This window comes from Streptomyces sp. NBC_00299 (assembly GCF_036173045.1).
Classification (GTDB): Bacteria; Actinomycetota; Actinomycetes; order Streptomycetales; family Streptomycetaceae; genus Streptomyces; species Streptomyces machairae.
Genome location: NZ_CP108039.1, coordinates 5,941,037 through 5,967,383, shown reverse-complemented (window position 1 = coordinate 5,967,383; position 26,347 = coordinate 5,941,037). Strand labels below are relative to the sequence as shown.

Below are 26,347 nucleotides of genomic sequence, written 5' to 3'. Positions count from 1 at the left end.
GGGGAGCGGTCGTCGACCGGGCCAGGTGAACGGCCACGGCCGTCACAGCCCCGACCCCGTGAGGTACGCCGAGACGATCACGTTCGCCGTGTAGGTGCGGGTCGCTCGGTCGAAGGTGCCGCCGCAGGTGAGGAGGCGCAGTTCGGCGCGACCCTGGTGGTGCGTGCCGTAGGCCCGGTGGGCGTCGAAGCGGTTGCGGGGGACGATGTCGACGTCGTCCACGGTGAACTCGGCGACCTTGCCGTCGTCGCGGAGTACCCGCACCGTCGCGCCCGGCTTCAGGGTGCGGAGGCGGTGGAAGACGGCAGGGCGGCTCTCGGTGTCGACGTGGCCCACCATCAGGGCGGCTCCGACGGCTCCGGGCCTGACCCCGGCCGCGTACCAGCCGACCTCGCCGGCCTGGGCGTAGGGCGGTGGATCGATGGCTCCGTGCCGGTCGAGGCCCCGGGCGGCCACCGGTGCCTGGATGCCGAGCCCGGGGATGTCGAGGCGCTGCGGGAGTGCGTCGCCCAGCGGCCGTGCGGCGGGCGGCAGGTCCACCTGCGGAGGACGGCCGACCGCGGCGACGTCGCCGGCCACGGGTGCGGAGATGCCCTGCTGTACGTCGGTGACCTCGCGCCCCCAGAGCCACAGTCCGAGCAGCAGCACGGTCCAGGCCACGCCCATGAGCAGCCGGCCCCCGTAGGCGGGGCGTTCGTGCTCGGCCATGGTCAGTGCGGCCTGCGTTGCTCGCGGCTGCGGCGGGCGCTGCGCAGCGCCACGGCGGTCGCGGCGACGCCGGCGAGGACCAGCCCCGTCACGGTGTGCGCCGTGCCGGGCCCGGCCTCACGGGCGTCCACGACGGCGAGCCGGGCGGTGCCACCGCCGCCGGCGGGGACGGGCGCCACGGGCGAGGCGTGGCCCGACGGCTCCGCCCCGTGCCGCGCGCCCTGCGGCCCGGCCACCGTGACCGCGCCGCCGCGGGACAGCTCCCCGCAGGCGACCTTGACGTCGTACGTGCCCGCCTTGAGCGTGGAGCGGACGCGGCTCTCGCCCGTCAGGGTGCCGTCCGCGCCGACGGTGAGGCGGGCGTCGGCGACGAACGCCTCGGAGACGGCCTTGGCGGCCCGCTCCGGGCATCCGCTCACTCGCAGCGCGATCTCCCCTCCCGGGCGGGGAGACGACGGGCTGACCGAGACACCCCCGTCCGCCGCGTATGCCGCTGGAGTGGCGGCGACCGCGCCCAGAGCGGCCATCGCACAGAGAGTGACCCGCAGTGATCCCATCGTGAACCTCCAGTTACCTGGAGACTCCCCCCGGGGCACCGGCCCCGCATCCTCAGCGGGGCCGCACTGCTCCGTACGGGTCGTGTTGCACCCCGTTTCCCCGCCCCCGGGTTTCAGATCCGGTCGACGAGGTCCGCGATGGACTCCACGACCTTGGAGGGCCGGTACGGGAAGTTCTCCACCTGCTCGGGCCGGGTCAGCCCGGTGAGCACCAGGAACGTCTGCATCCCGGCCTCCATGCCGGCCAGCACGTCTGTGTCCATGCGGTCGCCGATCATGGCACTGGACTCGGAGTGCGCCCCGATGGCGTTCAGGCCGGTCCGCATCATCAGCGGGTTCGGCTTGCCCGCGAAGTACGGCTGCTTGCCGGTCGCCTTGGTGATCAGCGCGGCCACGGCGCCGGTGGCGGGCAGCGGGCCCTCGGTCGACGGCCCCGTCTCGTCGGGGTTGGTGCAGATGAAACGGGCGCCGGCGTTGATCAGCCGGACCGCCTTGGTCATGGCCTCGAAGGAGTAGGTGCGGGTCTCGCCGAGGACGACGTAGTCCGGGTCGTGGTCGGTGAGGATGTACCCGATGTCGTGCAGCGCGGTGGTCAGGCCCGCCTCGCCGATGACGTACGCCGAGCCGCCCGGGCGCTGGACGTCGAGGAACTTGGCGGTGGCCAGCGCCGAGGTCCAGATGTTCTCGATCGGCACCTCCAGGCCCATGCGGTTCAGCCGGGCGTGCAGGTCGCGCGGGGTGTACATCGAGTTGTTGGTGAGGACGAGGAAGGGCTTGCCGGACTCGCGCAGCCTCTTGATGAAGGCGTCGGCGCCGGGAATCGGAACGCCCTCGTGGATGAGCACGCCGTCCATGTCGGTGAGCCAAGAATCGATGGGCTTGCGGTCTGCCATGTTGCTGTGCTCCTGGCCTGCGTACGGGATGAGCTGGGGGCGCCGGAACCACGGCGTACCGACGCCCCCAGAGTAATCAGGAGTGGCTGATCCTGACCCCGTCGATCACCCAGTACCAGTTGTTGGACCCGGTGTAGCGGAACCGGAAGCTCACGTTGGCGGCACCGGAGGGGACGTCGACGGAAACGGACTGCGGCTGAGAGACGACGTCGGAGGTGTAGCTCTTGACGACGGTGGGCGTGCCGCCGTTGAAGGACGCGAGGATCTGGGCCGTCTGGGAGCCCTCCTGCCGGTAGAGGGTCGTGAAGTCCAGCCGCACCTTCGTCGTGCCGGTGACGTCGTACGCGGGGGTGACGAGGGTCGAGTCGTACGTGCCGGAGAAGCTCTTGTCGGCCCACTCGTCGGAGTCGGCGACCGCGAAGACGCCGCGGGCGCGGACGTTGAGCTCACGCCACTGGTCGCGCTGGGTGCGGGACCAGAACTCGTCGGTGGTGAACGCCCAGCCGCGCCACTCGGTCATGCCGCCGGTGCCCATGGCGTTGTTGATGACGGACCATCCGCCGGGCGGGGTGTGCGTGTAGCCGCGGACGGTCGACGGGATGCCCGTCTCGTCCGTTCGGGTGGCCAGGGTGAGCGCGTCGAAGGGGTCGCCGGAGCGCTCCTGGACCGGCTTGCCGTCCAGGCCCCAGGCCGGGTCGACGGGGATGCCGAGCTGCTTGAGGACGGTCGGTACGACGTCGACGAGCCGGGTGTCGATCGGGCGGGCGCCCGCGGCGATTCCGGGGCCGGTGGCGAGGACGAAGGTGCGGCGCTCCTCGATCGAGGACCCGCCGTGGCCGCCCGGGTCCGTGTGGCCGTGGTCGGTGGCGACGATGACCGTCCAGCGCTCGGTGGCATAGCTGGGCCGGGCCTTGATCGCGGCGCGCAGCCGGCCGACGAACGCGTCCTGGACGGCGATCTGGTCGAGGTAGGCCTGGCTGCCCGCGCCCTGGTTGTGGCCCACGATGTCGGACTGGCCGAAGTAGACGAACAGGACGTCCGGGTTCTGGTTGCGCAGCAGCGCCTCGGTCTCGGCGGCGATGGTGGCGTCGTGCCCGGTGTAGCCGTCGGCGTCGCCGTCGAGGACCAGCTTCGCGTCCGCGCCCGGGGTGACGGTGCCCTGCGTGTCCAGGGGCTTCCAGTCGACGGCGGCGTAGGTGGACAGGGCGGGCCGGACCTGGGCGAGGCGGGCGAGGAACCCGGGGTAGCGGGCGTAGTTCTTGCCGATGAAGGTGTTGTCCTTCACGCCGTGCTTGTCGGGCCACACACCGGTCGCGATGGTGGACCAGCCGGGGCCCGAGGAGGTGGCGGCCATCGGGCCCGAGTACAGCAGCGAGGTGCCGTACGTCCCCTCGCTCATCATGGCCTTCAGGTGCGGGGCGTCGGCCGCGTCGATGCGGTCGTGCCGCAGGCCGTCCATGCCGATGACGAGCACCTTGTCCTTGCTGGTGCCGTTCGGGAGCGTGGGCAGGGCGTGGGCGCCGGGCGCGGTGGAGGCGCCGAGTGCGAGGGCGGCGGCGGTCGCCGTGGTGGTGGTGAGGACGGTGCGGCGGGACAGGTGTGACGTCACGTGATCCTCCTGAGCGGGTGGGAGCGGGCATGGCGACGCCCCCGGTGTGGTGCCAGGGGCGTTGCGTGGTGCGGTCCGTACGGGGGTGGGTCAGCTGTCGTGGGTCAGCTGTCGGTGGCCGACTTCCAGGCGTCCACGTACGAGGTCAGGTTCTTGTCGATGTCGTCCCAGTCGGGCTCGAAGACCTCGACACCGTCGATGATCTCGGCGAGCGCGGTGGCGTTGGGGTCGGTGGCCTTGACGTCCTGGCGGGCGCTGAAGCCGCCGCCGATCTCGCTGACCTGCTTCTGGGCGTCCTGGCTCAGCATGAAGTCGAGGAGCTTCCTGCCGTTCTCGGTGTGGGGGGCGTCGGTGACGAGACCGGCGGCGTAGGGCAGGGCGAAGGTGGTGGGCTTGCCGCCGTCCTTCGCAGGGAACCAGATGCCGAGGTTCGGCATGGTCTTGGACTGGGCGAAGTTCATCTGGACGTCACCGTTGGCGACGAGCAGTTCACCCTTGTCGACCTTGGGCGCCAGCTTGCCGGTGGAGGCGGAGGGTCCGACGTTGTTGGACTGGAGCTTTTGGAGGTAGTCCATGGCGGGCTTCTCGCCGCCGAAGTCGTGCATGGCCTTGATGAGCACGGCCGTTCCGTCACCGGCGACGCCCGGGGTGGAGTACTGGAGCTTGTTCTTGTACGTGCCCTCCAGCAGCTCCTCCCACGTGGTGGGCGCCTGCTTCAGCTCGTTCTTGTTGTAGATGAACCCGAAGTAGTTGTTCACGACCGAGGTCCAGGTGCCGTCGGCGCCCTTGTCGGCGCCGCTGACCTGGTCGGAGCCCTTCGGGGCGTACTTCTGCAGCAGGCCCTTGCCGTCGGCCTGCTGGATGAAGGGCGGGAGCGTGACGATCACGTCGGCCTGCGGGTTGCGCTTCTCGCGCGCGGCGCGCTGCACCATCTCGCCCGAGCCGCCCTCGACGTACTCGACCTTGATGCCGGTCTGCTTCTCGAAGTCCTTGAAGATCCGGTCGTACCAGCCGTCGCCCTTCTCACCCTTGAGGCCGTCGGCGCTGTAGACGGTGACGACCTTCTCGTCGGCGGCGGCGGAGTTGCCGCCGCATGCGGTGAGCAGCGGGGTGGCGGCGAGCGACACCGCGAGGGCGATCCTGAGCGTGTTTCTGGGCATGACGAGGTGAACTCCTTGCACTGAAAGGGGATTGTCAAAGAGGCGCTGATCAGCGGTACGAGGCTCGGGTGCGGATGCGGGAGACGGCGAACAGCGCGAGCAGCGTCGCCGCCATCAGGACCACCGCGAGGGCGGAGCCGGCGAACAGGGCGCCGCGGTCGGTGGCCGCGTAGATCAGGACGGGCAGCGGGGTCCAGTCGGGCGGGTAGAGCATCATCGTGGCGCTCAACTCGCCCATGGACAGGGCGAAGCAGAGGCCGGCGGCAGCGGTGAGGGACGGCAGGAGGAGGGGGAGCCTGACCCGCCACAACACGTACGCGGGCCGGGCGCCGAGGGAGGCGGCGGCCTGTTCGTACGCCGGGTCGAGGCGGGCGAGGGCGGCGGACACGGACTGGTAGGCGAAGGCGGTGACCAGGACGGTGTGGGCGAGGATCACGATCTGGCGGGTGCCGTTGAGCAGGAAGGGCGGCTGGGAGAACGCCACCAGGATGGCGAGGCCGACGACCACCGAGGGCACCGCGACCGGCAGGACGAAGAGCGCGTCCAGGACCCTGCGGTACCGCTTGTTCAGCCCGGCCGCCGCGAGGGCCGCCCAGGTGCCGGCGGCCAGGGCGATCAGGCTCGCGGCAGCGGCCGTGACCAGGCTGGTGGTGAGGGCCTGGAGGGCCTCGCCGCGGGTGGCTGCGCTGTAGTGGCCGGTCGTGAAGCCGGAGGGCAGCACGCTCGACCAGTTGGTGGCGAAGGAGGCGCCGAGGACGACGAGGAGCGGAAGGGCGAACAAGGGCAGGAACAGGACGAGGAACAGGGCCCATACGGCCCACTTGGCCCCGCGGCTATGCACGAGCACGGCGGCTCACCACCCGGTAAAGGCCGTAGAGGCCCACGGAGATCAGGACGTTGACGACGGCGACCACACACGCGCCCGGGTAGTCGGACTCCAGGATCGCCTTGCTGTAGACGAGCATCGGCAGGGTCGTGACGCCTTTCGCGCCGGTGAACAGGACGATGCCGAACTCGTTGAGGCACAGCACCAGCACGAGGCTGCCGCCGGCGGCCAGGGCGGGCAGCGCCTCGGGGAGGATCACTCGGCGGACGATGCGCAGCGGACGCGCGCCGAGCGAACTGGCCGCCTCCAGCTGGGCGGTGTCCAGCTGGGAGAAGGCAGCGAGCAGGGGGCGTACGACGAACGGCGTGAAGTACGTGATCTCGGCGAGCAGGACCCCCCAGGGTGTGGTGAGGAACTGGAAGGGGCCGTCCTGGGCGCCGGTGACGTCGGTCCACAGGCCGTTGGCCATGCCGACCGTGCCGTAGATGAACAGCAGGGCCAGCGTGATCAGGAAGGACGGGAAGGACAGGAAGACGTCGATGAAGCGGGCCACCGCCCGTGCCCCGGGGAAGGGCACGAAGGCGATGACGAGCGCGATCACGAACCCGAGGACCAGACACCCGACGGTCGAGCCGACCGCCAGCCACACGGTGGTCCACAGCGCCTCACGGAAGGCTTCGGAGGCGAAGACGTCGGCGTACGGCTCCAGTGAGGTGCCGCCGGTGTCCGGTTGGAGGGACTGCTGGACGACGAGGGCGAGCGGGTAGAGGAAGACGAGGGCGAGGAGGGCGACGGGTGGGAGGGCCCACAGCAGCGTTCTGGCCGTACCGCCGGTCCTGCCGGTGGTCACCGCGCTAGTCATGGGTGACTCCGGCGGTCAGCAGCACCGCGTCGTCCGGGGAGAAGTGCAGGGTCACCTCGTCGCCGTGGGCGGGCGGCGCCTTGAGCTCGCGCAGGTCCGCGATGACCCGGTGGCCGTCGACCTCGACGTACAGCCGGTGCGTGGACCCGCGCCACTGGATCTCCGTCACGGTCCCGGCGAGCCGGTTGGGTCCGTCGCCGAGGCCGACGAGGTGGGGCCGTACGCACAGCGTCGCCCTCGCGCCCCGCGCCGCGCCCTCCGTGTCCACCTTCAGCTCGCCGCCGCCGAAGGCGACACCGCCCGAACCCACCGTCACCGGCAGCAGGTTGGCGTTCCCGACGAAGGACGCGGTGAACTCGTCGGCCGGCGCCCGGTACAGCTCCCGCGGGGTGCCGCAGGCCTGGAGGCGGGCGCTGTCCATCACCGCGATCCGGTCGGCGAGGGTGAGGGCCTCGACCTGGTCGTGGGTGACGTAGAGGATCGTGACGTCGGGCAACTCGCGGTGCAGACGGGCCAGTTCGGCGAGCATGCCGGAGCGCAGGCGGGCATCGAGGGCGGACAGCGGCTCGTCGAGGAGGAGGACGCCGGGGCGGATGGCCAGCGCGCGGGCGATGGCGACGCGCTGCTGCTGGCCGCCGGACAGCTCACGCGGGTAGCGGCGGGCGTAGGCCGCCATGCCGGTCATCTCCAGGGCTTCGGCGACCCGGGTGCGGATCCCGGCCTTGGCGACCTTGGGGGCCTTCTGCGCCTTCAGTCCGAAGGCGACGTTCTCCTCGACCCGCATGTGCGGGAACAGCGCGTACTGCTGGACGACCATCCCGATGCCGCGCCGGTACGGCGGCAGGTCGGTGACGTCCTGTCCGCCGAGGAAGACCCGCCCGGAGGCGGGCCGTACGAACCCGGCGACCGCCCGCAGCGCGGTGGTCTTGCCGGATCCGGACGGCCCGAGCAGCGCCATGACCTCGCCGGGCTCGACGGTGAGGTCGAGGGAGTCGAGGACGACGTTGCCGTCGTAGGCGACGCTGACGGAGTCGAAGCGGATGCCGCTCACGTCAGCACTCCTGGCAACTCCGCGACGGAGCCGAGGACATGGGTCGCGCCGGCCGCCCGCAGCGCGTCGGAGTCGTGCGCGCCGGTCAGGACACCGGCGACCAGGCCCGCGCCCGCGCGGACGCCGCTGAGCATGTCGTAGGAGGTGTCTCCGACCACGGCGATCTCCCGGACGTCGTCGGCGGCAGCCGTCCGCAGGAGCGCGGTGAGGATCATGTCCGGGTACGGCCGCCCCCGGCCTCCGGCGTCGGCCGGGCACAGGGTGAGGGGGACGAGGTCCTGCCAGCCGAGCGCGTCGAGGATCGCGTCCTGGGTGACCCGGGCGAAGCCGGTGGTGAGGACGACGGTACGGCCGCCGGCCCGGAGTTCCTCGATGGCCTCGCGGGCGCCGGGGATCGGCGCGACGAGCCCGCCGTCGACGAGTTCGCCGTACGCGTTCTCGAAGGCCGCGTTGGCGCGCTGTGCCCGCTCCTCGTCGCCGAACAGGTGCCGGAAGACGGAGATCTTGGACTCGCCCATGGTGGCGCGGACGTAGGCGAGCTTGTCGGCGTGGTCCGGGGAGCCGGGCTCGACGCCCAGTTCGGTGGCGGCCGCCGCGAAGGCCCGCTCGACGAGGCCGCCGTCGGCGACGGTCGTACCGGCCATGTCGAGCACGACCAGCCGCGTCTGCTGACTGACCGACTGATGGACCGACTGATTAATCGACTGATTAATCGTCAACTTCCTCACCAGCCCAGTTCGTTCGCGGTCGTCTCGGCTATCGCGGGCGAGCAGGTCATCCCGCGCCCGCCGGGCCCGGTCACCAGCCACACCCCGTCGCGCACCTGCTGCCGGTGCACGACCCGGGTCGTGTCGGTGCACTGCGCGTACACGCCGGCCCAGCGGCGCCGGATCTTCGGCAGCGGGCGGCCGAGGAAGGACTCGACGACCTCGGTGAGGTGGTCGTAGGGGTCCTCCAGCGTGTCGAAGGCGAAGGGGTGCTCGTACTCGTGGGTGTCGCCGATGGTCAGCCCGCCGTCGGCGCGCTGCACCATGAGCAGCTGCATACGGTGGGCCGCGGCGGTCTCGGCCTGCGGCTGCCCGGCGCCGAGCGCGTCCAGGGCGGCGGAGGCGTACGCCGGGTAGTAGCGGAAGCTGTCCGCGTCGGCGACCGAGGTGGTCAGCGGCTCGCCGAGCGGGGCGGTCTGCATCATCTGGAGGCGGACGCGGCGCACGGGCAGGTCGGGGCCGGCCAGCTCACGGACCAGTCCGCCGAGCCAGGCGCCGGTGCACAGGACGACGACGTCGCCGCTGTGGACGTCCCCGTGGTCGTCGCGGACGGCGCTGCCGCCGATGACCTCGCGGACCTCCCGGCCCGGCCTGAACGTGTAGTTCGGGGACTTCAGCAGCTCCTCGCGCAGGGCGAGCTGTGCGGTGCGCGGCTCGACGGCGGCGTCCCGTTCGCAGTACAGGGCGGCGGTGAAGTCGCCGCGCAGGGCGGGGTTCACGGCGCGTGCCTCGTCCGGCGTCAGCAGCTTGTGTCCGCGGGCGGCGGCGTCCTCGCGCGCCACGGCGGCCTCGGCGACGGCGAGCTCCAGGTCGCCGCGGACGGGGGTCAGGGAGCCGTTCGGCCGGAAGCCGAGGCCCGGCACGCGGGCTCCGATCTCCTCCCACAGCTCCCGTGCCCGAAGCGCGGTCCGCAGCTCCTCGCCGCCCGCGCGTCCGCTCACCCAGATCTGTCCGAAGTTGCGCAACGACGCGCCGCGAGCCTCCGCCTCGCGCTCGATCTGTACGACCTCGTGGCCGCGTTCCACTGCTTGCCAGGCGTGCATGGTGCCCACCACGCCGGCTCCGACGACTATCACTCTCACGACGGCAACGCTCCTCGGGATCGGGTAACCGGAAGGGTCCGGCTGACAACGAGAGCGTGAACTGGCCATCACATTTGGGCTAGACCCGTTATCTCTTCGTGATAATTGACCGCATGGCAAACGGGCCGAAATCCGGACTTTTCAGCCACGCAGATGAGTGGTGAACGAGAACCGGTCTCCCCGGAACAGCGTCCGCACCCGCTCCAGCGGCTGCCCGTCCGTGTCCCGTGAGACCCGGTGGATCAGCAGCATCGGCAGGGCGGGCGGCGTCCCGATGAGCAGGGCCTCGCGCGGGGTCGCCAGCACGGTCTCCAGGCGCTCGTCGGCGTCGCCGAAGACGATGCCCTGTCCGTTGAGGAAGGCGTAGAAGGAGGAGTCGGGGTCGAAGTCGGCGTCCAGCCGGGGCACCCGGGCGACGGCGACGTACGTGCTCTCCAGGCCGACCCGCTCGTCGTCGGCGAGCAGGACGCGCTCCATGTGCCAGACGGGTTCGCCGCGTACGAGGCCCGTCTCGGCGGCGAGGGCCGCGGGGCAGGGGAAGCGGTCGAGCGTGACGAGGCCACGGCCGGGGGTGCGCCCCTGCCGCCGTACGCCCTCGGTGTAGCTGGCCAGGGAGAGAGGCTGTTCGAGCTTGGGCCCGGCGACCACCGTGCCCCGCCCCCGTCGGCGCAGCTTGCCCTCCAGCACCAGCTCGCGGATCGCCTGCCGGACGGTCTCGCGGGCGACCTCGTACTCCTCGGAGAGGTCGCGTTCGGTGGGGAGGGGGTCGCCCTCACCGAGCTCGCCGACGAGGAGGTCGAGCCGGGCCTTCACCGCGTAGTACTTCGGGATCCGGCCGTGCTCCGGGATGCCCTGGCGCACGGGGGCGCCGGGGGCCTGGTTGTTCGGGTAGTCCACGCAGGGATCGTCGCAGACGGAGCGGGCGCCCTCAGCGGCGCCTCCGCGCGACCAGCAGTGTGATGCCGGCCAGGACGAGGGCCGCGGTGGTGGCGAACGTGGCGCCGGGGGGTGTGAGGCCGGTGCGGGCCAGTTCGTCGGCGAGGGTGAGATGGCCGCGTGGGTTGTCGGCGCCGGGGGTCGCCGAGGGGTTCGCGGCGGCGGAGGCGGCAGGGGAGGCCGAGGAATCCGAGGAGTCGCGGCCGGTCGGGGAGGTCGTGTCGGCGGCCTCGCCCTTACCGGTCGGGCGGGCCGGGTCGGCCGGGTCGGCGTCGATGGTGAAGCGGTAGTCGTTGGACTGGCCGACCCAGTCGCCGTCGCCCTCGTGACGCTGGACGACTGCCGCGTTGGCGGTGACCTTGTTCGGTACGGCGTCCGAGGTGACGGCGAGCCGGACCTTCACGGTGATGGTCTTGCGGGGGCCGACGGTGAAGCCGGGAAAGTCGCCGGAGTCGGCGCCTTCGGCGGAGTCGGCGGACCCGCCGAAGGCGCCGACGAGTTCGTCCTCGTCGGTCGTCTCGAAGCGGACGGGGTGGGGGCGGGCACTGTCCGCGCCGCCGTCCGCCCCACCCTTCGGACTGCTGCTCGGGCTGCCGCTCGGGCTGCCGCTCGGGCTGCCGTAGAACTCCAGGCGGGGCTGGGACGGCTTGAGGGCTCGCTTGGCGTCGATGAGGACGACGACGGGGTGGATGCCGGTGCAGGTCCGGCCGGTCTTGTTGGTGAGGTCCAGGTACCAGGTGCCGAATCCGCCGCCGGCCACGTAGGTGTCGGGTCCGCCGTGGAGGCGGGTCGTGAGGGGGAAGGCCCGGTCGTCGGTGGCGCAGCTGGGCAGCTCGGCCGGGGGCTCCGCGCGCACCGGGGGCGCCACGGCGAGGAGGGCGGCTGCTGCGAGGCAGAGGGAGGCGGGTGAGTGCAGTCGCATGAACACATGACCATGCCGGGTCGGGACGACTTCCCGGCGGTGCCATTCCGTACGGCTTCGCAAGTCCGCTCGATCAGCGGACGCCCGTCGTGGGGACCGAGGGCACGGCCACTCGCCTCACCGCCGCCGACTCACCCCTCGGCCCGCCCGAACAACGGCGCCAGCAGCAACTGGGCCGCCCCCTCGGCGACCCCGCGCTCCCCGCCGGCGGCGACCCGCACCGGCACGGCGTCCTCGCCCGCGCGCCGGGCACGCTCGTCGAGGACGGCGGCGACCCCGCGTACGAAGGTCTCCGGGGCGGCTGCGACCGTACGGCCGCCCAGCAGCACGAGGTCCACGTCGAGCAGCGCAACCAGGTTGCCCGCTGCGGTGCCGAGCACCCGAGCTGCCTCCGCCAGGTCACCGCGCGCCACGGCGGCCAGGCACAATGCCTCGACACAGCCGCGATTCCCGCACCCACAGGGCGGGCCGTCCAGCTGAACCACCTGATGCCCGAACTCCCCCGCTCCGGTGCGGGTCCCCCGGTGCACCGCTCCCCCGATGACGAGCCCGCCGCCGATGCCCACACCGAAGTGGAGGTAGGCGAAGGAGGCGGCGCCGAACCCGGCATTGGTGGGCGCGCCGGCGCCGGACGCCATCCCTCCCCCGACCTCACCCCCGACCGCGCCCCCCACCGCCAGCCCGAGCGCCGCCGCATTGGTGTCCTTGTCGACCACGATCGGCAGCGAGAGCCGACGTGCGAGCACGTCCCGCAGTGGGAAGCCGTTCCATTCCGGGAACCCGGTGACCCGGTGCAGCACACCGCGCCGGTGGTCGAGCGGCCCCGGCAGCGCCACTCCGACGCCGAGTACGGCACCCGGGCGACCGCCCCCGGCCACCAGCTCCCCCACCTCCCGCACGGCCCGCTCGACGACCGTCTCCGCGCCGGCCCCCAGGTCCAGCGGGGTCCGGCGCTGGGCGACCACGGCGCCCCTCAGATCGCAGAGCACGGCCGTCAGCTCGTCCCGGTCCAGATGGACGCCGACCGCATGCCCGGCCTCGGGTACCAGCCGCAGCACCGTGCGCGGCTTGCCTCCCGTCGACGCCCGGCGTCCCGCCTCCGCAGCGAGCCCGTCCTCCCGCAGCCGGGCGGTGATCTTGCTGACCGCCTGCGGGGTGAGGCCGGTGCGCTCGGCGAGTTCGAGCCGGCTGATGCCCTCGGCACCGGCCGTGCGCAGCAGGTCGAGCACGAGCGCGGTGTTGTGACTGCGCAGGGCGCCCAGGTTCACGCCACCGAGTCCGCCCCCGCCGCAGGTACCGGTACCGGTACCGGTACCTGCGCCGTTACCGGCACCACCCTTCGACCTGTTCACGCCACCGTCCGGGCCACTGTCCACACCACGCTTCACCCACCCATTGTCCCCGGCGCTTGCACTTTGGCAACAGCGTTGCGAAAGTGGGATTCATGAGTGCTACTCCCCTCCGCGTCGGCCTGGTCGGCTACGGCCTCGCAGGCTCCGTCTTCCATGCCCCGCTGATCGCCACCACCGAGGGGCTCGCCCTGGACACGGTGGTCACGTCGAACCCCGAGCGGCAGAAGCAGGCCCGCACCGAGCACCCGGACGTACGCGTCGCCGCCACGCCCGACGAACTGCTCGCCCGCGCCGACGACCTCGACCTGGTCGTCATCGCGTCCCCCAACAAGACGCACGTCCCGCTCGCGACCGCCGCCCTGAAGGCGGGCCTCCCGGTCGTCGTCGACAAGCCGATCGCCGGCACCGCGGCCGAGGCACGCGAGCTGGCGGCACTGGCCGAGGAGCGCGGCCTGCTCCTGTCGGTCTTCCAGAACCGCCGCTGGGACAACGACTTCCTGACGCTGCGCCGACTCCTGGCCGAGGGCGAACTGGGCGACGTATGGCGCTTCGAGTCCCGCTTCGAACGCTGGCGTCCGCAGACCAAGGGCGGCTGGCGGGAGTCCGGCGACCCGGCAGAGATCGGAGGTCTGCTGTACGACCTCGGCAGCCATGTCGTCGACCAGGCACTGGTGCTCTTCGGCCCGGTCACACAGGTGTACGCCGAGGCGGTCGTCCGCCGCGCCGGCGCGGAGACGGACGACGACACGTTCATCGCGCTCACCCACGCGAACGGCGTCCGCTCCCACCTGTACGCCTCCGCGACGACCGCCCAACTGGGCCCGCGTTTCCGGGTGCTGGGCTCCAAGGCGGGCTACGTCAAGTACGGCCTGGACCCGCAGGAGGCGGCGCTGCGGGAGGGCCGGCGCCCGGACACGACGGCGGACTGGGGCACGGAACCCGAGTCGCTGTGGGGCCGGGTCGGTTCCGGCGAATCCCCGCTGACGGGCGGCGGCCGCGCCGAACGCACCCTCCCCGGCGACTACCCCGCCTACTATGCGGCCGTGGCAAAGGCCCTGCTGGACGGCGGCCCCAACCCGGTGACGGCCCTGGAGGCGGCATCCGCCCTCGACGTACTGGAAGCGGCGGCCCGTTCGGCACGCGAGGCAGTGGTGGTGAAGCTGTGATGACCGGCAAGACGCACAACCCGGGGATCACCCCCAAGTTCCACCCGGAGATCACCCCGTCCCTGGAGGAGCTGGAGGCCCAGGAACGCCGCCTGGTCTTCCACCGGTTCACGTATGAGGACGCCTGGGCCCTGGGCTCGCTGCTGGTCGAGACGGCCCGCGAGCGCCAGGCCCCGGTCGCCATCGACATCCACCGGGCCGGCCAGCAGCTCTTCCACGCGGCTCTGCCGGGCTCCACCCCCGACAACGACGCCTGGATCGCCCGCAAGCGCCGGGTGGTGGAGCGTTACGGCACGTCCTCCTACGTCGTCGGCGCCCGCTTCCGCGCCAAGGGCACGACCTTCGAGGACTCCTCCCGCCTGGACCCCGACACCTACGCGGCCCACGGCGGCTCGTTCCCCATCAACGTCGAGGGTGCGGGCGTCATCGGATCGGTGACGGTGAGCGGCCTGCCCCAGCTGGAGGACCACCGGATGGTGGTGGAGGCCCTGGAGCACTTCCTGGCGAAGCAGTAAGGGCAACGCCTTGCCCTTCAGGGGCGCGGGGAACTGCGCGACAAGCCACGGACTACCCGCAGCTGACGAACCGCCCGCAGTTCCCCGGCTCTCCCAGCGGAGCGCTCACGCGTCCTTGAACTCCTGCCGCTGCCGGCCGAGCCCTTCGATCTCCAGCTCGACGACATCCCCGCCCCGCAGGAACGGCTTCGGCTCGGGCTGCCCCAGCGCAACCCCCGCCGGCGTACCGGTGTTGATGACGTCCCCGGGGTACAGGGTCATGAACTGGCTGACGTACCGGACGACTTCCGCGACCGGAAAGATCTGCTCGGCCGTGGTGCCGTCCTGCTTAAGCTCGCCGTTGACCCACAGCTTCAGCGCGAGGTTCTGCGGGTCCGGCACCTCGTCCGCGGTCACCAGCCAGGGCCCCAGCGGGTTGAACGTCTCGCAGTTCTTGCCCTTGTCCCAGGTCCCGCCCCGCTCGATCTGGAACTCCCGCTCGGACACGTCGTGCGCCACGGCGTACCCGGCGACATGCGCGAGCGCCTCCTCGGCCGACCCCAGATACCGGGCCGTACGTCCGATGACGACCGCGAGCTCGACCTCCCAGTCGGTCTTCGTCGACCGGCGAGGGACCAGCACCGTGTCGCTCGGCCCGACGACCGTGTCCGCGGCCTTGAAGAAGATGACCGGCTCGGCGGGCGGCTCGGCGCCGGTCTCGCGGGCGTGGTCGTGGTAGTTCAGGCCGATGCACACGACCTTGCCGATGCGCCCCAGCGGCGGTCCGACCCGCAGCCCGGCCGCGTCCAGCTCGGGCAGCTCACCGGCGTCCGCCGCGGCGCGGATCCGGCCGAGCGCGGCGTCGTCGGCGAGCAGCGGTCCGTCGATGTCCGGCACGACGCCCGACAGGTCCCGCAGGGTCCCCTCGGCGTCGAGCAGCGCGGGCCGCTCCGCTCCCGCCGTACCGACTCGCAGCAGCTTCATGATCACAATCTCCCTCGATCGCGGGCGCCCGCCGACGGGTGCAGCCATCGGAGGACTGGTCGATCCTCCAAGGTCTACGGCCAGTCCGCAATACCCGGTTCACGTACTGGACCGTAGGCGAGGGATCCCCGGCGTTCAGCGATAGAGCACAGCCCGCTCCACCGCGCTCCACGTCGTACTGGTCACGACGTACAGCGCGGCCGCCAGCGGCACCACCGCCACGGTGAAGAGCGTGAAGAAGGACATGAACGGCATGACCTTGCTCATGGCCCCCATCCCCGGCACCGGCTCCCCGTCGACCACCGGCACCGCCGGATTCGCGGCCATCATCCGCTTCGTACGGCCATAGTTGAACGCGGCGACGCAGGCGACGACCACGAAAAGCCCGACGTACACGAGCCCGGCACCCCCGAACACACCGCCGTCGCCGAGCGCGTCCGCCCACCGGTCCCCGAGGGGCGCGGCGAACAGCTGGTGCGACAGCAGCTCATTCGCCTTCCCGCCGATCGTCGTGTTCGAGAACAGGTGGTACAGGAGGAAGAAGGCCGGCAGCTGGAACAGGCTGGGCAGGCACCCCGACAGCGGCGACACCTTCTCCTCGGTGTGCAGCTCCAGCACGGCCCGCTGGAGTCGCTCGGGGTTCTTCGCATGCTTCTTGCGCAGCTCGGCGATCTTCGGCTGCAGTTCGGCCCGCGCCTTCTGCCCGCGTGCGGAGGCCCGGGACAGCGGATGCACGAGCAGCCGTACGAGCGCGGTGAACAGGACGATCGCGGCGGCGGCCGCGGTGGCGCCGAACAGCGGCTGGAGCAGGTCGGCGAGTTGCTGAACAAGGTCGGCGAAAACGGACATGGGTGAGCCCTCCGAGGGTCTCGTCGTGCCGGTGCGATGAGAGAAATGCCGGAATTCGGCATGGCGGCATGACGACCCGCGCGGGGTCACACGTGGGAGGTGCTGGAGGTGCGTGCCCTACGCGACGGTCGCCGGGAGGGCGTGTCCGGGTGCCCTTGGCCGGGGCCGGCCCGAGGCGTCGGGGTCGCGTTGCGGCAGGAATGCCGTACGGCGGGCCCGGTCGCGGATGGCCGTACGCACGCGCGTGGGCGGCACCGCGGGCGCGGCGCGCGAGGCGAGGAGCGAGCAGACGGCGAACGCGGAACCGGCGGCGGCGGTCGCGGCCAGCGCGACGGTCGCGGAGAGGCTGCCGGTGTCGAGCAGCGCGATCTCAAGGAAGAGCAGCACCAGCGCGGCGGCGGGACGCAGACGCGTCCAACTGCGGATCATCGGCGGCCCTCCCCTCGTACGGCTCACATCGACTCGTCCTGATGTTCGTTTATACAGGATGCGCAGGATCCGTCACGCCGCCGGTTCGGCCTCGATGGGCTGGAGCAGGCGCTTGGGCCTGAGCAGCGCCCGGCTGACCGGATCCGCCGGGTCCGGGTCGAGTGCCGGTCCCGGCACCATCTCGACGTCCGGGACGGGCACGACGGTTCCGCAGGTGGCGCATTCGCCGTACGGACCGAGTTCCGTGCCGCAGCCGGCATGCCGGAAGACGCGCAGCTTCTCCTCGCCGAAGTGCTCGCGGCCCCACAGGCCGAGCGAGCGCAGGGTGGGCCACAGCGCGATGCCGCGGTCGGTGAGGACGTACTCGTCGCGCGGCGGCGACTGCTGGTACCGGCGCTTGTCGAGGATGCCCTCGGAGGTGAGCGCCTGGAGGCGGGCCGCGAGGACGGCGCGCGGGATGCCCAGGTGGACGAGGAAGTCGTTGTAGCGCCGGACACCGTAGAGGGCGTCGCGGACGACGAGCAACGTCCAGCGTTCGCCGACGATCTCCAGCGCCCTGGCGATCGAGCACTCCTGTGTCGCGTAGTCCTTGCCCAGTGCCATGACGCCCACTGTAACGCCTTTCCACCATCTTGGTTCAATGAACGAACCTACGATGTTACGGTGGGCCGCATGCCACGGTTCAATGAACGAACTCTCACTGCGGCGGCGCCCGAGACACAGGCCGCGCCCTCCCCCGCTCCCACCGCGGAGCAGCCCGCGAACCCGCGTGCCACCCTCGCCCTCACCAGCGCCGCCACCGTCGTGGCCCTGATGACGTACACGGCGCCGATGGTCACGCTCCCGCAGACCGCCGCCGCCCTGCACACTCCGCTCTCCGCCCAGGCCTGGCTCCTGAACGGCACCCCGCTCGGCCTCGCCGCCCTCCTGCTGGTGGCCGGCAGCCTCGCCGACGACTACGGCCGCCGCCGGATCTTCGTCGCGGGCACCTTCGCCCTGGGCATCACCACGGCCCTGGGTGCCCTGACGACCACCACCTGGCTCTTCACGCTGGCCCGGGTCGCCCAGGGCGCGGCGAGCGCGGCCCTCCTCGCCAGCAGTCTCGGCCTGATCGTCCACGCCTTCCCGACCGCGCGCGGCCGCCTGCACGCGACCGGCGTCTGGGGCGCCTTCGTGAGCGGCGGCATCGCGCTCGGCCCGGTCGTCACCGGCGCGATACAGAACTGGCGGCTCGGGTACGGCGTCCTGGGCGCCGCCGCGCTGATCGTGGCGGCCCTGTCCACGCGGGCCCTGACCGAGTCCCGCGCCCCGCGCGGCGGCCGGCCCGACCTCGCCGGAGCCGTCACCTTCGGACTGGCCCTGGTCGCGCTGGTGGCGGCGCTGACCCTGGGCCGGGACGGCTGGCTGCGGGCACCCGTGGGCCTGCTGCTCCTGGCAAGCGCGGCCCTGCTCGGTCTCTTCGTCGCGGTGGAGCGCCGCACGGCGACCCCGATGATCGACCTGTCCCTGCTGCGCCGCTCCCGCTTCCTCGCCTCCTCCGCCGGCGGCCTGTTCACGGGGCTCGCGGTGATCGGCCTGTTCAGCTTCCTGCCGGCACTGCTCCAGCAGACGCTCGGACTGTCCGCGATGGACACGGCCTGGCTGTTCCTCCTCTGGTCCGGCCTGTCCTTCGCGGTCGCCCTCCAGGCCCGCAGACTGTCCGGCCGGGTGTCATCGCGGTGGCAGCTGGCGATCGGCTTCACCCTCCACGCGGGCGGTGCCCTGGCGATGCTGGGCGCGCTGGACGCGGGTTCCTGGCTCCGGCTGCTGCCCGGCCTGCTGCTGGCCGGCATCGGCAGCGGCCTGCTGAACGCGGCGCTGCCACTGCTCGCGGTGGAGTCCGTACCGGCCCAGCGCGCCGCGATGGGTTCGGGCGCCCAGCAGACCTTCCGCTACATCGGCTCCTGCGCCGGAGTGGCCCTGACCATCGCCCTCGCCACGTCCGCCGGCGGCGGCCTGGCACGGGGCGCGGACATCGCGATGATGGTGTCGGCGGGGCTGGCGCTGGTGGCGGCGGTGAGTGTGGGAGTGCTGCGGGAGCGGGGGGCGGCAGCCTGAGGGCTGCGGCTTCAGCGCGGGCGCATCGACACGAGCTTGCCCCACACCACCAGGCGGTACTTCGAGGTGTACTCGGGCGTGCAGGTGGTGAGGGTGAGGTAGTACCCCGGGTCCTCGTACCCGTAGCCCGGCTTGACGCCGGAGCGCGGAACGGGCCCGATGACATCGCCGTCATGGGCGGCGGTCTGCGGCAGGGTCCGGTCGACGGCGTACGTGTACGTCGCGCTCCGCGTCTCAACCCGCACGATGTCCTCGGGCGCGAGCCGGTTGATGTACCGGAAGGGCTCACCGTGGGTGTTGCGGTGCCCGGCGACGGCGAAGTTGCCGGCCTGGCCGGGCTGTTGGGTCCCCGGGTAGTGCCCGACGTACCCCTTGTTGAAGACTCCGGCCTGGCTGACGCCCTCGGCGACGGGCACGCGCAGGCCCAGGCGCGGGATGCTGAGGATGGCGTAGGCCTGGGACCAGTCGGGGGCGGGCGGGGCCGCGGACCGGCGCCGGGGGCCGGGGGCCGGCTCGGACACCCCGGGGTCCGCGGCGGCGTCCGCGGGCGCGGGTGCGGCCGTGGCCGACGGCGCCGATACGGCCGTACGGGAGTCGCCGCCCGCTCCGTCCCAGGCCCGCTCCAGGGCACGGACCTCACGCCCGGCGCCCTCCCTCGCCTCCCGGTTGGTCCACCACACCTGGTGAACGACCAGCAGCAGAAGCACCACCCCGACGGTGACGAGCAACTCCCCGCCACCCCACAGCACACGGCGCCGCAGGGCCCGCCGCCGAAGCCCGCCGTGCTGCACGACGCGAACCCGCACCATCCGTGAGCCTCCTCGGGTCTGCCGGGGCGTCATTTACCGTGGCCGCCCGCACGATAGGCGCAGCCGCGAAAGGTCTCCAGACCCGTGCGTGTCCGACCCTCCGAACGCTCACCCCACCCCTTCCTCCACAGGTTTGAGAAAGGGCTGTCAGAACGCTCGACAACCTCACATGCCACACCCGATGCTTCCTGACGGCATCAACGGCACGAACGGGACCAGCCACGGAGCCGGTTCGACGACGACAGCGCCGACACCGGCCGTTGAGCGAAGCGGAGAAGTCATGATCCGACGTAGAACTCTGCTGGCGGCATCGGGCGGCGCACTCCTCGGCAGCGCCCTGGCAACGGGCACCGCCCACGCGGACGCCACGATCGCCGTCAACCCCGGCACCTCGTACGGCACCTGGGAGGGCTGGGGCACGTCCCTGGCCTGGTGGGCGAACGTCTTCGGCAACCGCAACGACTTCGCCGACCTGTTCTTCACCACCAACTCGGTGACGTACAACGGCACGACCCTTCCCGGCCTCGGCCTCAACATCGCCCGCTACAACCTCGGCGCGTGCAGCTGGAACAGCGTGAACGGCGAGACGATGGTCGAGTCGCCGAACATCCCCGGCTTCAAGCAGATCGAGGGCTTCTGGCAGGACTGGAACAACGAGGACCCCACCTCCTCGGCCTGGAAGTGGACGGCGGACGCGAACCAGCGAGCGATGCTGGCAAAGGCCACGGCTCGCGGCGCGACCACGGAACTCTTCGCCAACTCCCCCATGTGGTGGATGTGTTCCAACCACAACCCCTCCGGCGCGGCGGGCGGCGGCAACAACCTCCAGACCTGGAACTACCGCCAGCACGCCTCCCACCTGGCGGCCACGGCCCTGTACGCCAGGAACAACTGGGGCGTGAACTTCGCGACGGTCGACCCCTTCAACGAGCCGGCGTCGAGCTGGTGGACGGCGACCGGCACCCAGGAGGGCTGCCACCTCGACCCGGCGGTCCAGGCGGCCGTACTCCCGTACATGCGCAGCGAGTTGGACAGCCGGGGCCTCACGGGCATCCGCATCGCGGCCTCGGACGAGACGAACTACGACACGGCCCGCTCGACGTGGGGGTCCTTCGGCACGTCGACGAAGGCCCTGGTCTCGCAGGTCAACGTGCACGGCTACCAGGGCTCGGGCGGCCGTAGGGACCTCCTCTACACCGACGTGGTGACGACGTCCGGCAAGAAACTCTGGAACTCGGAGACGGGCGACAGCGACGGCACCGGCCTCACCCTGGCCTCCAACCTCTGCTACGACTTCCGCTGGCTGCACCCGACCGCCTGGTGCTACTGGCAGGTCATGGACCCGTCGACGGGCTGGGCGATGATCGCGTACGACGCGAACACCCTCCAACCCACCACAATCCAGACCAAGTACTACGTAATGGCCCAGTTCAGCCGCCACATCCGCCCCGGCATGCGGATCCTCGACACGGGCGTGAGCTACGCGGCGGCGGCCTACGACGCGTCGGCGCGCCGCCTGGTGATCGTGGCGGTGAACACGTCGACGTCGGCCCAGACGCTGACCTTCGACCTGTCCCGCTTCACGACGGTGAGCGGCGGCTCGGGCGGCCTGGTCCCGCGCTGGAACACGGTGACGACGGGCGGGGACCAGTACCGGGCATACGCGAACACGTACCTGAGCGGAAAGTCGGTGGCGGTGCCGTTCGCGGCGAAGGCGGTGCAGACGTTGCAGGTCGACGGGGTGGTGATCTGAGGGGGGTGATTTGAGGGAGGGCCTGAGGGGGGCTGAGGGGGGGCTGAGGGGGATCTGGATCTGGGGGTTGCCGGAACGATGCTGCTGATCGCGCTGTCGGCGGTGAACGTCCGCGGCCCCCACCGCACCCAGGAACGGCCTGGACCAGGCAATATCTGCCCCCTACTTCCCCCTCTCCCCTCCGTTCGGCCATCCACGGGCAGTACGGTGTCCCCCATGCGCCCCGACACGCCTGCCGAAAACGTCGACCACACCGCCGAGGCGGCACGCCTGGAGCGAACCGCCGGCCTCTACCCCGAGGACGCCGAGGCCCTGCTCCTCCAGGCCGCGGCCCACCTGGAACTGTCCGGCGACCGCCCTGCCGCGACCGCTCTCTACGACCGCCTGCTGTCGTCGTCGACCCCCCTGGACAACCCTCACCTGGTACGAGCCCTGAAGGCATCGAACCTGTGGGAGTACGGCCACGAGGCAGAGGCCCGCGCGATCATCGAGGGCGTCCGCTCGTCCGCCCCGCGGGACCCGGCGGCATGGGTGATCGTCGCCGAGGCCCTGGAGGCCCACGACGAGTTGGAACAGGCGCAGGAGGCCTTCACGGAGGGCGTACAGCTCCTCCTGACGGACGTGGCGGAGCCCCCGTACTCCGCGCATCCCCTCCTCTTCGGCCGCCATCGCGTACGCCGCATGCTGGGCGTGGCCCACGACGAGTGGGACATCTTCGCGGACACCCTCCACTCGATGCCGATCTCCCTCGACGAACTCCACGACCCGAAGCGCGTCTGGTCCCTGGGCTCGGACAACCCGGCGGAGCTGGAGGCGGAGATCTCGCGGCTGCGGGCGGAGCTGGGCGCGTACCGGGAGGCGTTGTCCCGCCCGTTCCCGGTGGCGGTCCTGCACTGGACGGCGGACGAGCTGACTGAGCTGCTCTCCGCGTATCCCTCGCTGTCGGCCGAGTACCCCTCCCACGAGGAGCACCTGGCGACGATAGAGGGCTCCCTGAGGGAACTGTCCTCCTCCGGCACCCCGAACCTGGGCATCGTGACGGGCACGGTCCCGTCCTACGAAGCCTTCGCCGCCTCGGAACTCTCGTCCCCGGAGGACACGACCCTGCTCCCGCAGTACGCGACGACGCTGGCGGCCCGGGGGCGAGCGGTGGCTTGGCCGCCGCAGCGGGGGGCGGTTTGCTGGTGTGGGTCGGGGCGGGTTTATGGGGAGTGCCACGGGGTGCAGGCGCCGGCCTGACGCCCCGATGACGGCGCCCCGAGCGCAGCCGGGACCACCGGACGAACCGGCCACCAACACCTGCCCGAACAAGCCCCACCCACCGGCCACAAGCCGCTGAGTCCACCCGGCGTGCCCCGAGACGCAGACGCGCCACTCACCCCGCCCAGCCACGCAGCCGACCAATCCCCCAACCAACCTGGGCCACCCATCCCTCCGGGCCGCCCGCTCGCTTCTCCCCCGTGCTGGAGCGGGCCGGGTCAAGGGTGGCCCGAAGGGCCATCGGCGCAGCCGACGCGGAACGGAGCGGAGCGGAGTGAAGCGCCCTTGACGCGGGCCGCGGAAGCACGACACTGCCAAGGAAGCGGGCGGTCCAACGGCACCTTCAGAGAAACTCAAGCCGTCCATGGGGAATGTCGGTACCACCTGCTACAACAGAGCCACTGCTGTGCGTCGGGGATTGGGGAAACAGCGTGGCTCAGCCGGGGGATCTGTCGCAGCCTGTCGCGGGTGTTTATGAGGAACTCGTCACCCAACGCGTGCTGGGGCAAGTGGAGCGGTTGAGCGCAGCTGGTTGGCAGGCCATCGACGAAGAGGTCAGCGAAGAATCGTCACCCCACGTACTCGCCCGCCACATCAGTCAGGCCGTCAGTCGGCGGCTAAGTCAGCTGCCCCATGACAAGCGCGTCGCCGTCGCCAACCGGATCATCGAGTCGCTCGCATCCAACTCGACCGACCTCGAAGGCAGTGACACGCCGGATCTGATCTCCGACGGACCTCGCCAACTTCTCGCTCTGGCCGAGAAGGAGGCGCCCGGCGTCTACGCGATACGCCCGCTGACGCCTCTCTCGGAGACAGCCCTCCTCACCAACTCCCCCGAGGACCCGAACCTCGGCAGTGAGCTGCGCGCTGAGCTAGCCACAGCGGACCACATTGATCTGCTCTGCGCCTTTGTGAAGTGGTACGGCCTGCGCGTACTCGAAGACTCTCTCCGCGCCGCCAGGGATCGCGGTGTCAAGATCCGAGTCATCACGACCACTTACATCGGGGCAACCGACCGCCACGCACTCGACCGGCTGGTCCGCGACTTCGGCGCTGAGGTGAAGGTCAACTACGAGACCCGCTCGACCCGTCTCCACGCGAAGGCTTGGCTGTTCCGACGCAAGAGCGGTTTCGACACGGCGTACGTCGGCAGTTCCAACCTCTCCAAGGCTGCCCTCCTCGACGGCCTAGAGTGGAACGTACGCCTGTCATCAGTGGCCACCCCAGTCGTCCTCAACAAATTCGAGGCCACCTTCGACGCGTATTGGAACGACATCGCTTTCGAGTCCTACGACCCCGATCGCGACGCCCGCAAGTTGGACGAAGCTCTGACCGTGGCAGGCGGTGCGCCGTCAAGCCAAGACTTCAAGATCAGCCTCTCGGGCCTTGAGGTTCGCCCGCACCCGCACCAGGCCGACATGCTGGAGCGACTGCGAGTCGAGCGTGAGGTACGAGGCCACCAGCACAACTTGCTTGTCGCCGCCACCGGTACGGGCAAGACAGTCATGGCCGCCCTTGATTACCGCAACCTGCACAAGGAATTGGGCGGTAGGAAGTACCCACGGCTACTCTTCGTGGCACACCGCAAGGAGATCTTGCTGCAGTCACTCCGTATGTACCGCGAAGTACTCGACAACGCCTCCTTCGGCGAGGTGCTATTCAGCGGCGAGCTACCGAGCGACTGGGAGCACGTCTTCGCTAGCGTTCAGTCGCTCACCGACCAGCGACTCGACCAGTTCGACCCGGAACACTTCGACATCATCGTCATCGACGAGTTCCATCATGCTACGGCTACGACATATCGCCGCGTTCTCAACCACTTCAAGCCGAAGCAACTCCTCGGTCTGACCGCCACTCCCGAGCGCGCAGATGGCCTGAACGTGCAGGACGAGTTCTTCGAAGGCCGAATCGCCGCCGAGATGCGGCTTTGGGAGGCCCTCGACAATGACCTTCTCTGCCCGTTCCACTACTTCGGCGTGCCCGACGGCACGGACCTCACCCGCCTCAACTGGCGCTCTGGTGCATACGACCAGAGCCAGCTCGGCGACCTGTTCTCGGCCGATCATGCGCGCGCTCGTATCGTCATCAAGCAGGTGCGGGACAAGGTGTCCGATCCGCTGAGCATGCGGGCACTCGGATTCTGCGTCAGCAAGAAGCACGCTCACTTCATGGCAAAGTGCTTCCAAGATGCAGGCTTCAGGGCTGCAGCCTTGGACAGCGCTTCCAGGCCCGAAGTCCGTGACCAGGTTCTGTCCCAGCTCAAAGCCGGAGAGATCCAAGTCATCTTCTCCGTAGACCTCTTCAACGAGGGCTTGGACGTCCCCGACGTCGATACGCTTCTCCTTCTACGCCCCACGAGCAGCGCCACCGTCTTTCTTCAACAACTTGGTCGAGGCCTGCGCCGCACCCCGGACAAGCCCGTACTCACTGTGCTCGACTTCATCGGCCAACATCGTGCCGAGTTCCGGTTCGAGGAGCAGTTCCGCGCGATGACCAACCTGTCGCGCAACCGGCTCCTTGAGCATGCCGAGCACGACTTCCCTCTGCTGCCTTCCGGCTGCCAGATCATCCTTGAAGGTAAGTCCAAGAGGCTGGTGCTGGACAACATACGCACCCAGATCAAGGCGACCGTCCAGACTCTCGCGAAGGAGGTGAGGGCCTTCGACACGTTGCTCCTGGCCGACTACCTCAAGGAGAGTCGCCGTGAAATACGGGAGCTGTATAAGTCGAGCAATTCGTGGACCACGGTCCTACGCCGCGCTGGCTTGGCCGAGCTTCCTGAACAAGCCGGCGAAGAGGACCTGTTGAAGCGTGTGCATGCCTTTCTGCACGTCGACGACCGCCAGCGCGCCGATGCCTACACCCGCTTGTTGAGCGATGACGCACCGACGTATGAGTCGCTGAGCGCTACAGACCAGACGTACGCACGCATGCTGTTCTTCAACCTCTGGGATAAGGCTGGCGGGTTCAGCTCGTATACGGAAGGGCTCGAATCGCTCCGTGGGCAGCGAGCTTTCCGTAGCGAACTGCGACAGGTACTCGACCACGCGATGGGGCAAGCCGACCACTTCCCCCTCCCACTGGAGGGTCCGCACACCCACATCCCCCTGAAGATCCACAGCGCATACAACCGCTCGGAGATCCTCGCCGCACTCGGTGTCGCCCGCCTCGGCGGTCAGATGCCCGGCTCCTTTGCACAGGGCGTCCTGTGGGACGAGCAGAACCAGACCGATGCATTGCTGATCACCCTTGAGAAGAATGAGAAGGACTTCTCCCCCACAGTCCGCTACAAGGACTACGCGTTGAGTCCCTCCCTCTTCCACTGGGAGTCCCAGAGCACGACCGTGGCCACCTCTCCCACTGGCCTGCGCTACCAGCAGCACCAGCAACGCGGCAGCCACGTTTTGCTGTTCATGCGGCGCTACAAAGACACCGATATCGGCAAGGCCCAGCCCTGGATGCTGCTCGGCCCGGCGACGTATGTCCAGCACGAGGGCAGCAAGCCCATGGCCATCACGTGGCAGCTGCACTATGAGCTGCCTGCAGACGTGTGGTCGTATTCGGGCATCACCGCAAGCTAGCCGACTTAGCCTTCACCGCCTCACCGATCTCAGCCTCGAAACTGACGCGCTCTCACTCCCCGCGGCATGACTGCTCACTTGCACCAACCACCCGCGTACCAGGCGCCCCGACTGACGAGGCCTCACACCCGAAGCTGATGACCCCTCACGACCGTACCCCGTATGGCAGCCCCAATGAGCGCCACGACGCATATCGGATT

24 protein-coding genes are annotated in these 26,347 nt (G+C 70.5%); 6 read left to right on the top strand and 18 right to left on the bottom strand.

Features of this window, described 5'->3' with window-relative positions; translation table 11 throughout:
* Positions 1 to 42: 42 nt before the first annotated feature.
* From OHT51_RS26540 to OHT51_RS26480, 13 genes are all read right to left on the bottom strand, one after another.
* The gene (locus OHT51_RS26540; protein WP_328881420.1) at positions 43 to 708 is read right to left on the bottom strand and encodes a class F sortase; all 666 of its coding nucleotides are present in this window, start codon (positions 706 to 708) and stop codon (positions 43 to 45) included.
* A 2-nt stretch (positions 709 to 710) separates the two neighbouring features.
* Complete coding sequence (locus OHT51_RS26535) at positions 711 to 1,265, bottom strand: hypothetical protein (protein ID WP_328881419.1); 555 nt, start codon at positions 1,263 to 1,265, stop codon at positions 711 to 713.
* A gap of 113 nt (positions 1,266 to 1,378) precedes the next feature.
* Entirely contained in the window at positions 1,379 to 2,158 is a 780-nt protein-coding gene (locus tag OHT51_RS26530) for an HAD-IIA family hydrolase (protein ID WP_328881418.1), read from the bottom strand.
* A 76-nt stretch (positions 2,159 to 2,234) separates the two neighbouring features.
* Positions 2,235 to 3,767 (bottom strand): alkaline phosphatase family protein, encoded by a 1,533-nt coding sequence (locus OHT51_RS26525; RefSeq protein WP_328881417.1) that lies wholly within the window; start codon positions 3,765 to 3,767, stop codon positions 2,235 to 2,237.
* 104 nt (positions 3,768 to 3,871) lie between these two features.
* Positions 3,872 to 4,927, bottom strand: coding sequence for a 2-aminoethylphosphonate ABC transporter substrate-binding protein (locus tag OHT51_RS26520; RefSeq protein ID WP_328881416.1), 1,056 nt, complete (start codon positions 4,925 to 4,927; stop codon positions 3,872 to 3,874).
* 49 nt (positions 4,928 to 4,976) lie between these two features.
* Positions 4,977 to 5,774: an ABC transporter permease gene (locus OHT51_RS26515; RefSeq protein WP_328881415.1), complete on the bottom strand. Its 798-nt coding sequence runs from the start codon at positions 5,772 to 5,774 to the stop codon at positions 4,977 to 4,979.
* On the bottom strand, positions 5,761 to 6,615 hold the full coding sequence (locus OHT51_RS26510) for a 2-aminoethylphosphonate ABC transporter permease subunit (protein ID WP_328881414.1): 855 nt from the start codon (positions 6,613 to 6,615) through the stop codon (positions 5,761 to 5,763). Before OHT51_RS26510 ends, OHT51_RS26515 begins: the two co-directional genes overlap by 14 nt.
* Entirely contained in the window at positions 6,608 to 7,666 is a 1,059-nt protein-coding gene (locus tag OHT51_RS26505; RefSeq protein ID WP_328881413.1) for an ABC transporter ATP-binding protein, read from the bottom strand. Before OHT51_RS26505 ends, OHT51_RS26510 begins: the two co-directional genes overlap by 8 nt.
* Positions 7,663 to 8,385: a phosphonatase-like hydrolase gene (locus OHT51_RS26500; RefSeq protein WP_328881412.1), complete on the bottom strand. Its 723-nt coding sequence runs from the start codon at positions 8,383 to 8,385 to the stop codon at positions 7,663 to 7,665. The genes OHT51_RS26505 and OHT51_RS26500 overlap by 4 nt, the downstream gene beginning before the upstream one ends.
* Positions 8,386 to 8,390: 5 nt before the next feature.
* The gene (locus OHT51_RS26495) at positions 8,391 to 9,515 is read right to left on the bottom strand and encodes a TIGR03364 family FAD-dependent oxidoreductase (RefSeq protein ID WP_328881411.1); all 1,125 of its coding nucleotides are present in this window, start codon (positions 9,513 to 9,515) and stop codon (positions 8,391 to 8,393) included.
* A 141-nt stretch (positions 9,516 to 9,656) separates the two neighbouring features.
* Positions 9,657 to 10,412 (bottom strand): GntR family transcriptional regulator, encoded by a 756-nt coding sequence (locus OHT51_RS26490; RefSeq protein ID WP_328881410.1) that lies wholly within the window; start codon positions 10,410 to 10,412, stop codon positions 9,657 to 9,659.
* A gap of 31 nt (positions 10,413 to 10,443) precedes the next feature.
* Positions 10,444 to 11,373 (bottom strand): hypothetical protein, encoded by a 930-nt coding sequence (locus tag OHT51_RS26485; protein WP_328881409.1) that lies wholly within the window; start codon positions 11,371 to 11,373, stop codon positions 10,444 to 10,446.
* 131 nt (positions 11,374 to 11,504) lie between these two features.
* Positions 11,505 to 12,761, bottom strand: a complete 1,257-nt coding sequence (locus tag OHT51_RS26480; RefSeq protein WP_328881408.1) for an ROK family transcriptional regulator — start codon at positions 12,759 to 12,761, stop codon at positions 11,505 to 11,507.
* A gap of 56 nt (positions 12,762 to 12,817) precedes the next feature.
* Between OHT51_RS26480 and OHT51_RS26475 the strand changes: the two genes are divergently transcribed.
* Positions 12,818 to 13,891, top strand: a complete 1,074-nt coding sequence (locus tag OHT51_RS26475; RefSeq protein WP_328881407.1) for a Gfo/Idh/MocA family protein — start codon at positions 12,818 to 12,820, stop codon at positions 13,889 to 13,891.
* The gene (locus OHT51_RS26470) at positions 13,891 to 14,406 is read left to right on the top strand and encodes a heme-degrading domain-containing protein (protein ID WP_328881406.1); all 516 of its coding nucleotides are present in this window, start codon (positions 13,891 to 13,893) and stop codon (positions 14,404 to 14,406) included. Before OHT51_RS26475 ends, OHT51_RS26470 begins: the two co-directional genes overlap by 1 nt.
* 105 nt (positions 14,407 to 14,511) lie before the next feature.
* On the opposite strand, the gene OHT51_RS26465 is transcribed toward OHT51_RS26470, so the two are convergent.
* From OHT51_RS26465 to OHT51_RS26450, 4 genes are all read right to left on the bottom strand, one after another.
* Positions 14,512 to 15,369: a fumarylacetoacetate hydrolase family protein gene (locus OHT51_RS26465; protein ID WP_328881405.1), complete on the bottom strand. Its 858-nt coding sequence runs from the start codon at positions 15,367 to 15,369 to the stop codon at positions 14,512 to 14,514.
* A gap of 135 nt (positions 15,370 to 15,504) precedes the next feature.
* On the bottom strand, positions 15,505 to 16,218 hold the full coding sequence (locus OHT51_RS26460; protein WP_328881404.1) for a YidC/Oxa1 family membrane protein insertase: 714 nt from the start codon (positions 16,216 to 16,218) through the stop codon (positions 15,505 to 15,507).
* A gap of 117 nt (positions 16,219 to 16,335) precedes the next feature.
* A complete protein-coding gene (locus tag OHT51_RS26455) occupies positions 16,336 to 16,647 on the bottom strand; it encodes a DUF6412 domain-containing protein (protein WP_328881403.1) in 312 nt (103 codons plus the stop codon).
* A gap of 72 nt (positions 16,648 to 16,719) precedes the next feature.
* A complete protein-coding gene (locus tag OHT51_RS26450; protein WP_328881402.1) occupies positions 16,720 to 17,250 on the bottom strand; it encodes a winged helix-turn-helix transcriptional regulator in 531 nt (176 codons plus the stop codon).
* A gap of 69 nt (positions 17,251 to 17,319) precedes the next feature.
* Between OHT51_RS26450 and OHT51_RS26445 the strand changes: the two genes are divergently transcribed.
* Positions 17,320 to 18,744, top strand: coding sequence for an MFS transporter (locus tag OHT51_RS26445; RefSeq protein ID WP_328881401.1), 1,425 nt, complete (start codon positions 17,320 to 17,322; stop codon positions 18,742 to 18,744).
* An 11-nt stretch (positions 18,745 to 18,755) separates the two neighbouring features.
* On the opposite strand, the gene OHT51_RS26440 is transcribed toward OHT51_RS26445, so the two are convergent.
* Positions 18,756 to 19,553: a class E sortase gene (locus OHT51_RS26440; RefSeq protein ID WP_328881400.1), complete on the bottom strand. Its 798-nt coding sequence runs from the start codon at positions 19,551 to 19,553 to the stop codon at positions 18,756 to 18,758.
* Positions 19,554 to 19,833: 280 nt separating this feature from the next.
* On the opposite strand from OHT51_RS26440, the gene OHT51_RS26435 reads away from it, so the two are divergent.
* The 3 genes from OHT51_RS26435 (at position 19,834) to OHT51_RS26425 (ending at position 26,147) form a co-directional block, all read left to right on the top strand.
* Positions 19,834 to 21,306 carry a beta-1,6-galactanase gene (locus OHT51_RS26435; RefSeq protein ID WP_328881399.1) on the top strand — a complete coding sequence of 491 codons (1,473 nt, stop codon included), beginning with the start codon at positions 19,834 to 19,836 and terminating at the stop codon, positions 21,304 to 21,306.
* Positions 21,307 to 21,522: 216 nt separating this feature from the next.
* Complete coding sequence (locus tag OHT51_RS26430; RefSeq protein ID WP_328881398.1) at positions 21,523 to 22,545, top strand: SEC-C metal-binding domain-containing protein; 1,023 nt, start codon at positions 21,523 to 21,525, stop codon at positions 22,543 to 22,545.
* 452 nt (positions 22,546 to 22,997) lie between these two features.
* Positions 22,998 to 26,147 (top strand): DUF3427 domain-containing protein, encoded by a 3,150-nt coding sequence (locus tag OHT51_RS26425; protein ID WP_328881397.1) that lies wholly within the window; start codon positions 22,998 to 23,000, stop codon positions 26,145 to 26,147.
* The last annotated feature ends 200 nt before the right edge of the window (positions 26,148 to 26,347 follow it).

What these genes read in the sequence shown, in the direction of transcription:
- OHT51_RS26540 (WP_328881420.1), bottom strand. Translation starts at nt 708, where the DNA reads ATGGCCGAGCACGAACGCCCCGCCTACGGGGGCCGGCTGCTCATGGGC.
- OHT51_RS26535 (WP_328881419.1), bottom strand. Translation starts at nt 1,265, where the DNA reads ATGGGATCACTGCGGGTCACTCTCTGTGCGATGGCCGCTCTGGGCGCG.
- OHT51_RS26530 (WP_328881418.1), bottom strand. Translation starts at nt 2,158, where the DNA reads ATGGCAGACCGCAAGCCCATCGATTCTTGGCTCACCGACATGGACGGC.
- OHT51_RS26520 (WP_328881416.1), bottom strand. Translation starts at nt 4,927, where the DNA reads ATGCCCAGAAACACGCTCAGGATCGCCCTCGCGGTGTCGCTCGCCGCC.
- OHT51_RS26510 (WP_328881414.1), bottom strand. Translation starts at nt 6,615, where the DNA reads ATGACTAGCGCGGTGACCACCGGCAGGACCGGCGGTACGGCCAGAACG.
- OHT51_RS26485 (WP_328881409.1), bottom strand. Translation starts at nt 11,373, where the DNA reads ATGCGACTGCACTCACCCGCCTCCCTCTGCCTCGCAGCAGCCGCCCTC.
- OHT51_RS26475 (WP_328881407.1), top strand. Translation starts at nt 12,818, where the DNA reads ATGAGTGCTACTCCCCTCCGCGTCGGCCTGGTCGGCTACGGCCTCGCA.
- OHT51_RS26470 (WP_328881406.1), top strand. Translation starts at nt 13,891, where the DNA reads ATGACCGGCAAGACGCACAACCCGGGGATCACCCCCAAGTTCCACCCG.
- OHT51_RS26465 (WP_328881405.1), bottom strand. Translation starts at nt 15,369, where the DNA reads ATGAAGCTGCTGCGAGTCGGTACGGCGGGAGCGGAGCGGCCCGCGCTG.
- OHT51_RS26460 (WP_328881404.1), bottom strand. Translation starts at nt 16,218, where the DNA reads ATGTCCGTTTTCGCCGACCTTGTTCAGCAACTCGCCGACCTGCTCCAG.
- OHT51_RS26455 (WP_328881403.1), bottom strand. Translation starts at nt 16,647, where the DNA reads ATGATCCGCAGTTGGACGCGTCTGCGTCCCGCCGCCGCGCTGGTGCTG.
- OHT51_RS26450 (WP_328881402.1), bottom strand. Translation starts at nt 17,250, where the DNA reads ATGGCACTGGGCAAGGACTACGCGACACAGGAGTGCTCGATCGCCAGG.
- OHT51_RS26445 (WP_328881401.1), top strand. Translation starts at nt 17,320, where the DNA reads ATGCCACGGTTCAATGAACGAACTCTCACTGCGGCGGCGCCCGAGACA.
- OHT51_RS26440 (WP_328881400.1), bottom strand. Translation starts at nt 19,553, where the DNA reads ATGGTGCGGGTTCGCGTCGTGCAGCACGGCGGGCTTCGGCGGCGGGCC.
- OHT51_RS26435 (WP_328881399.1), top strand. Translation starts at nt 19,834, where the DNA reads ATGATCCGACGTAGAACTCTGCTGGCGGCATCGGGCGGCGCACTCCTC.
- OHT51_RS26430 (WP_328881398.1), top strand. Translation starts at nt 21,523, where the DNA reads ATGCGCCCCGACACGCCTGCCGAAAACGTCGACCACACCGCCGAGGCG.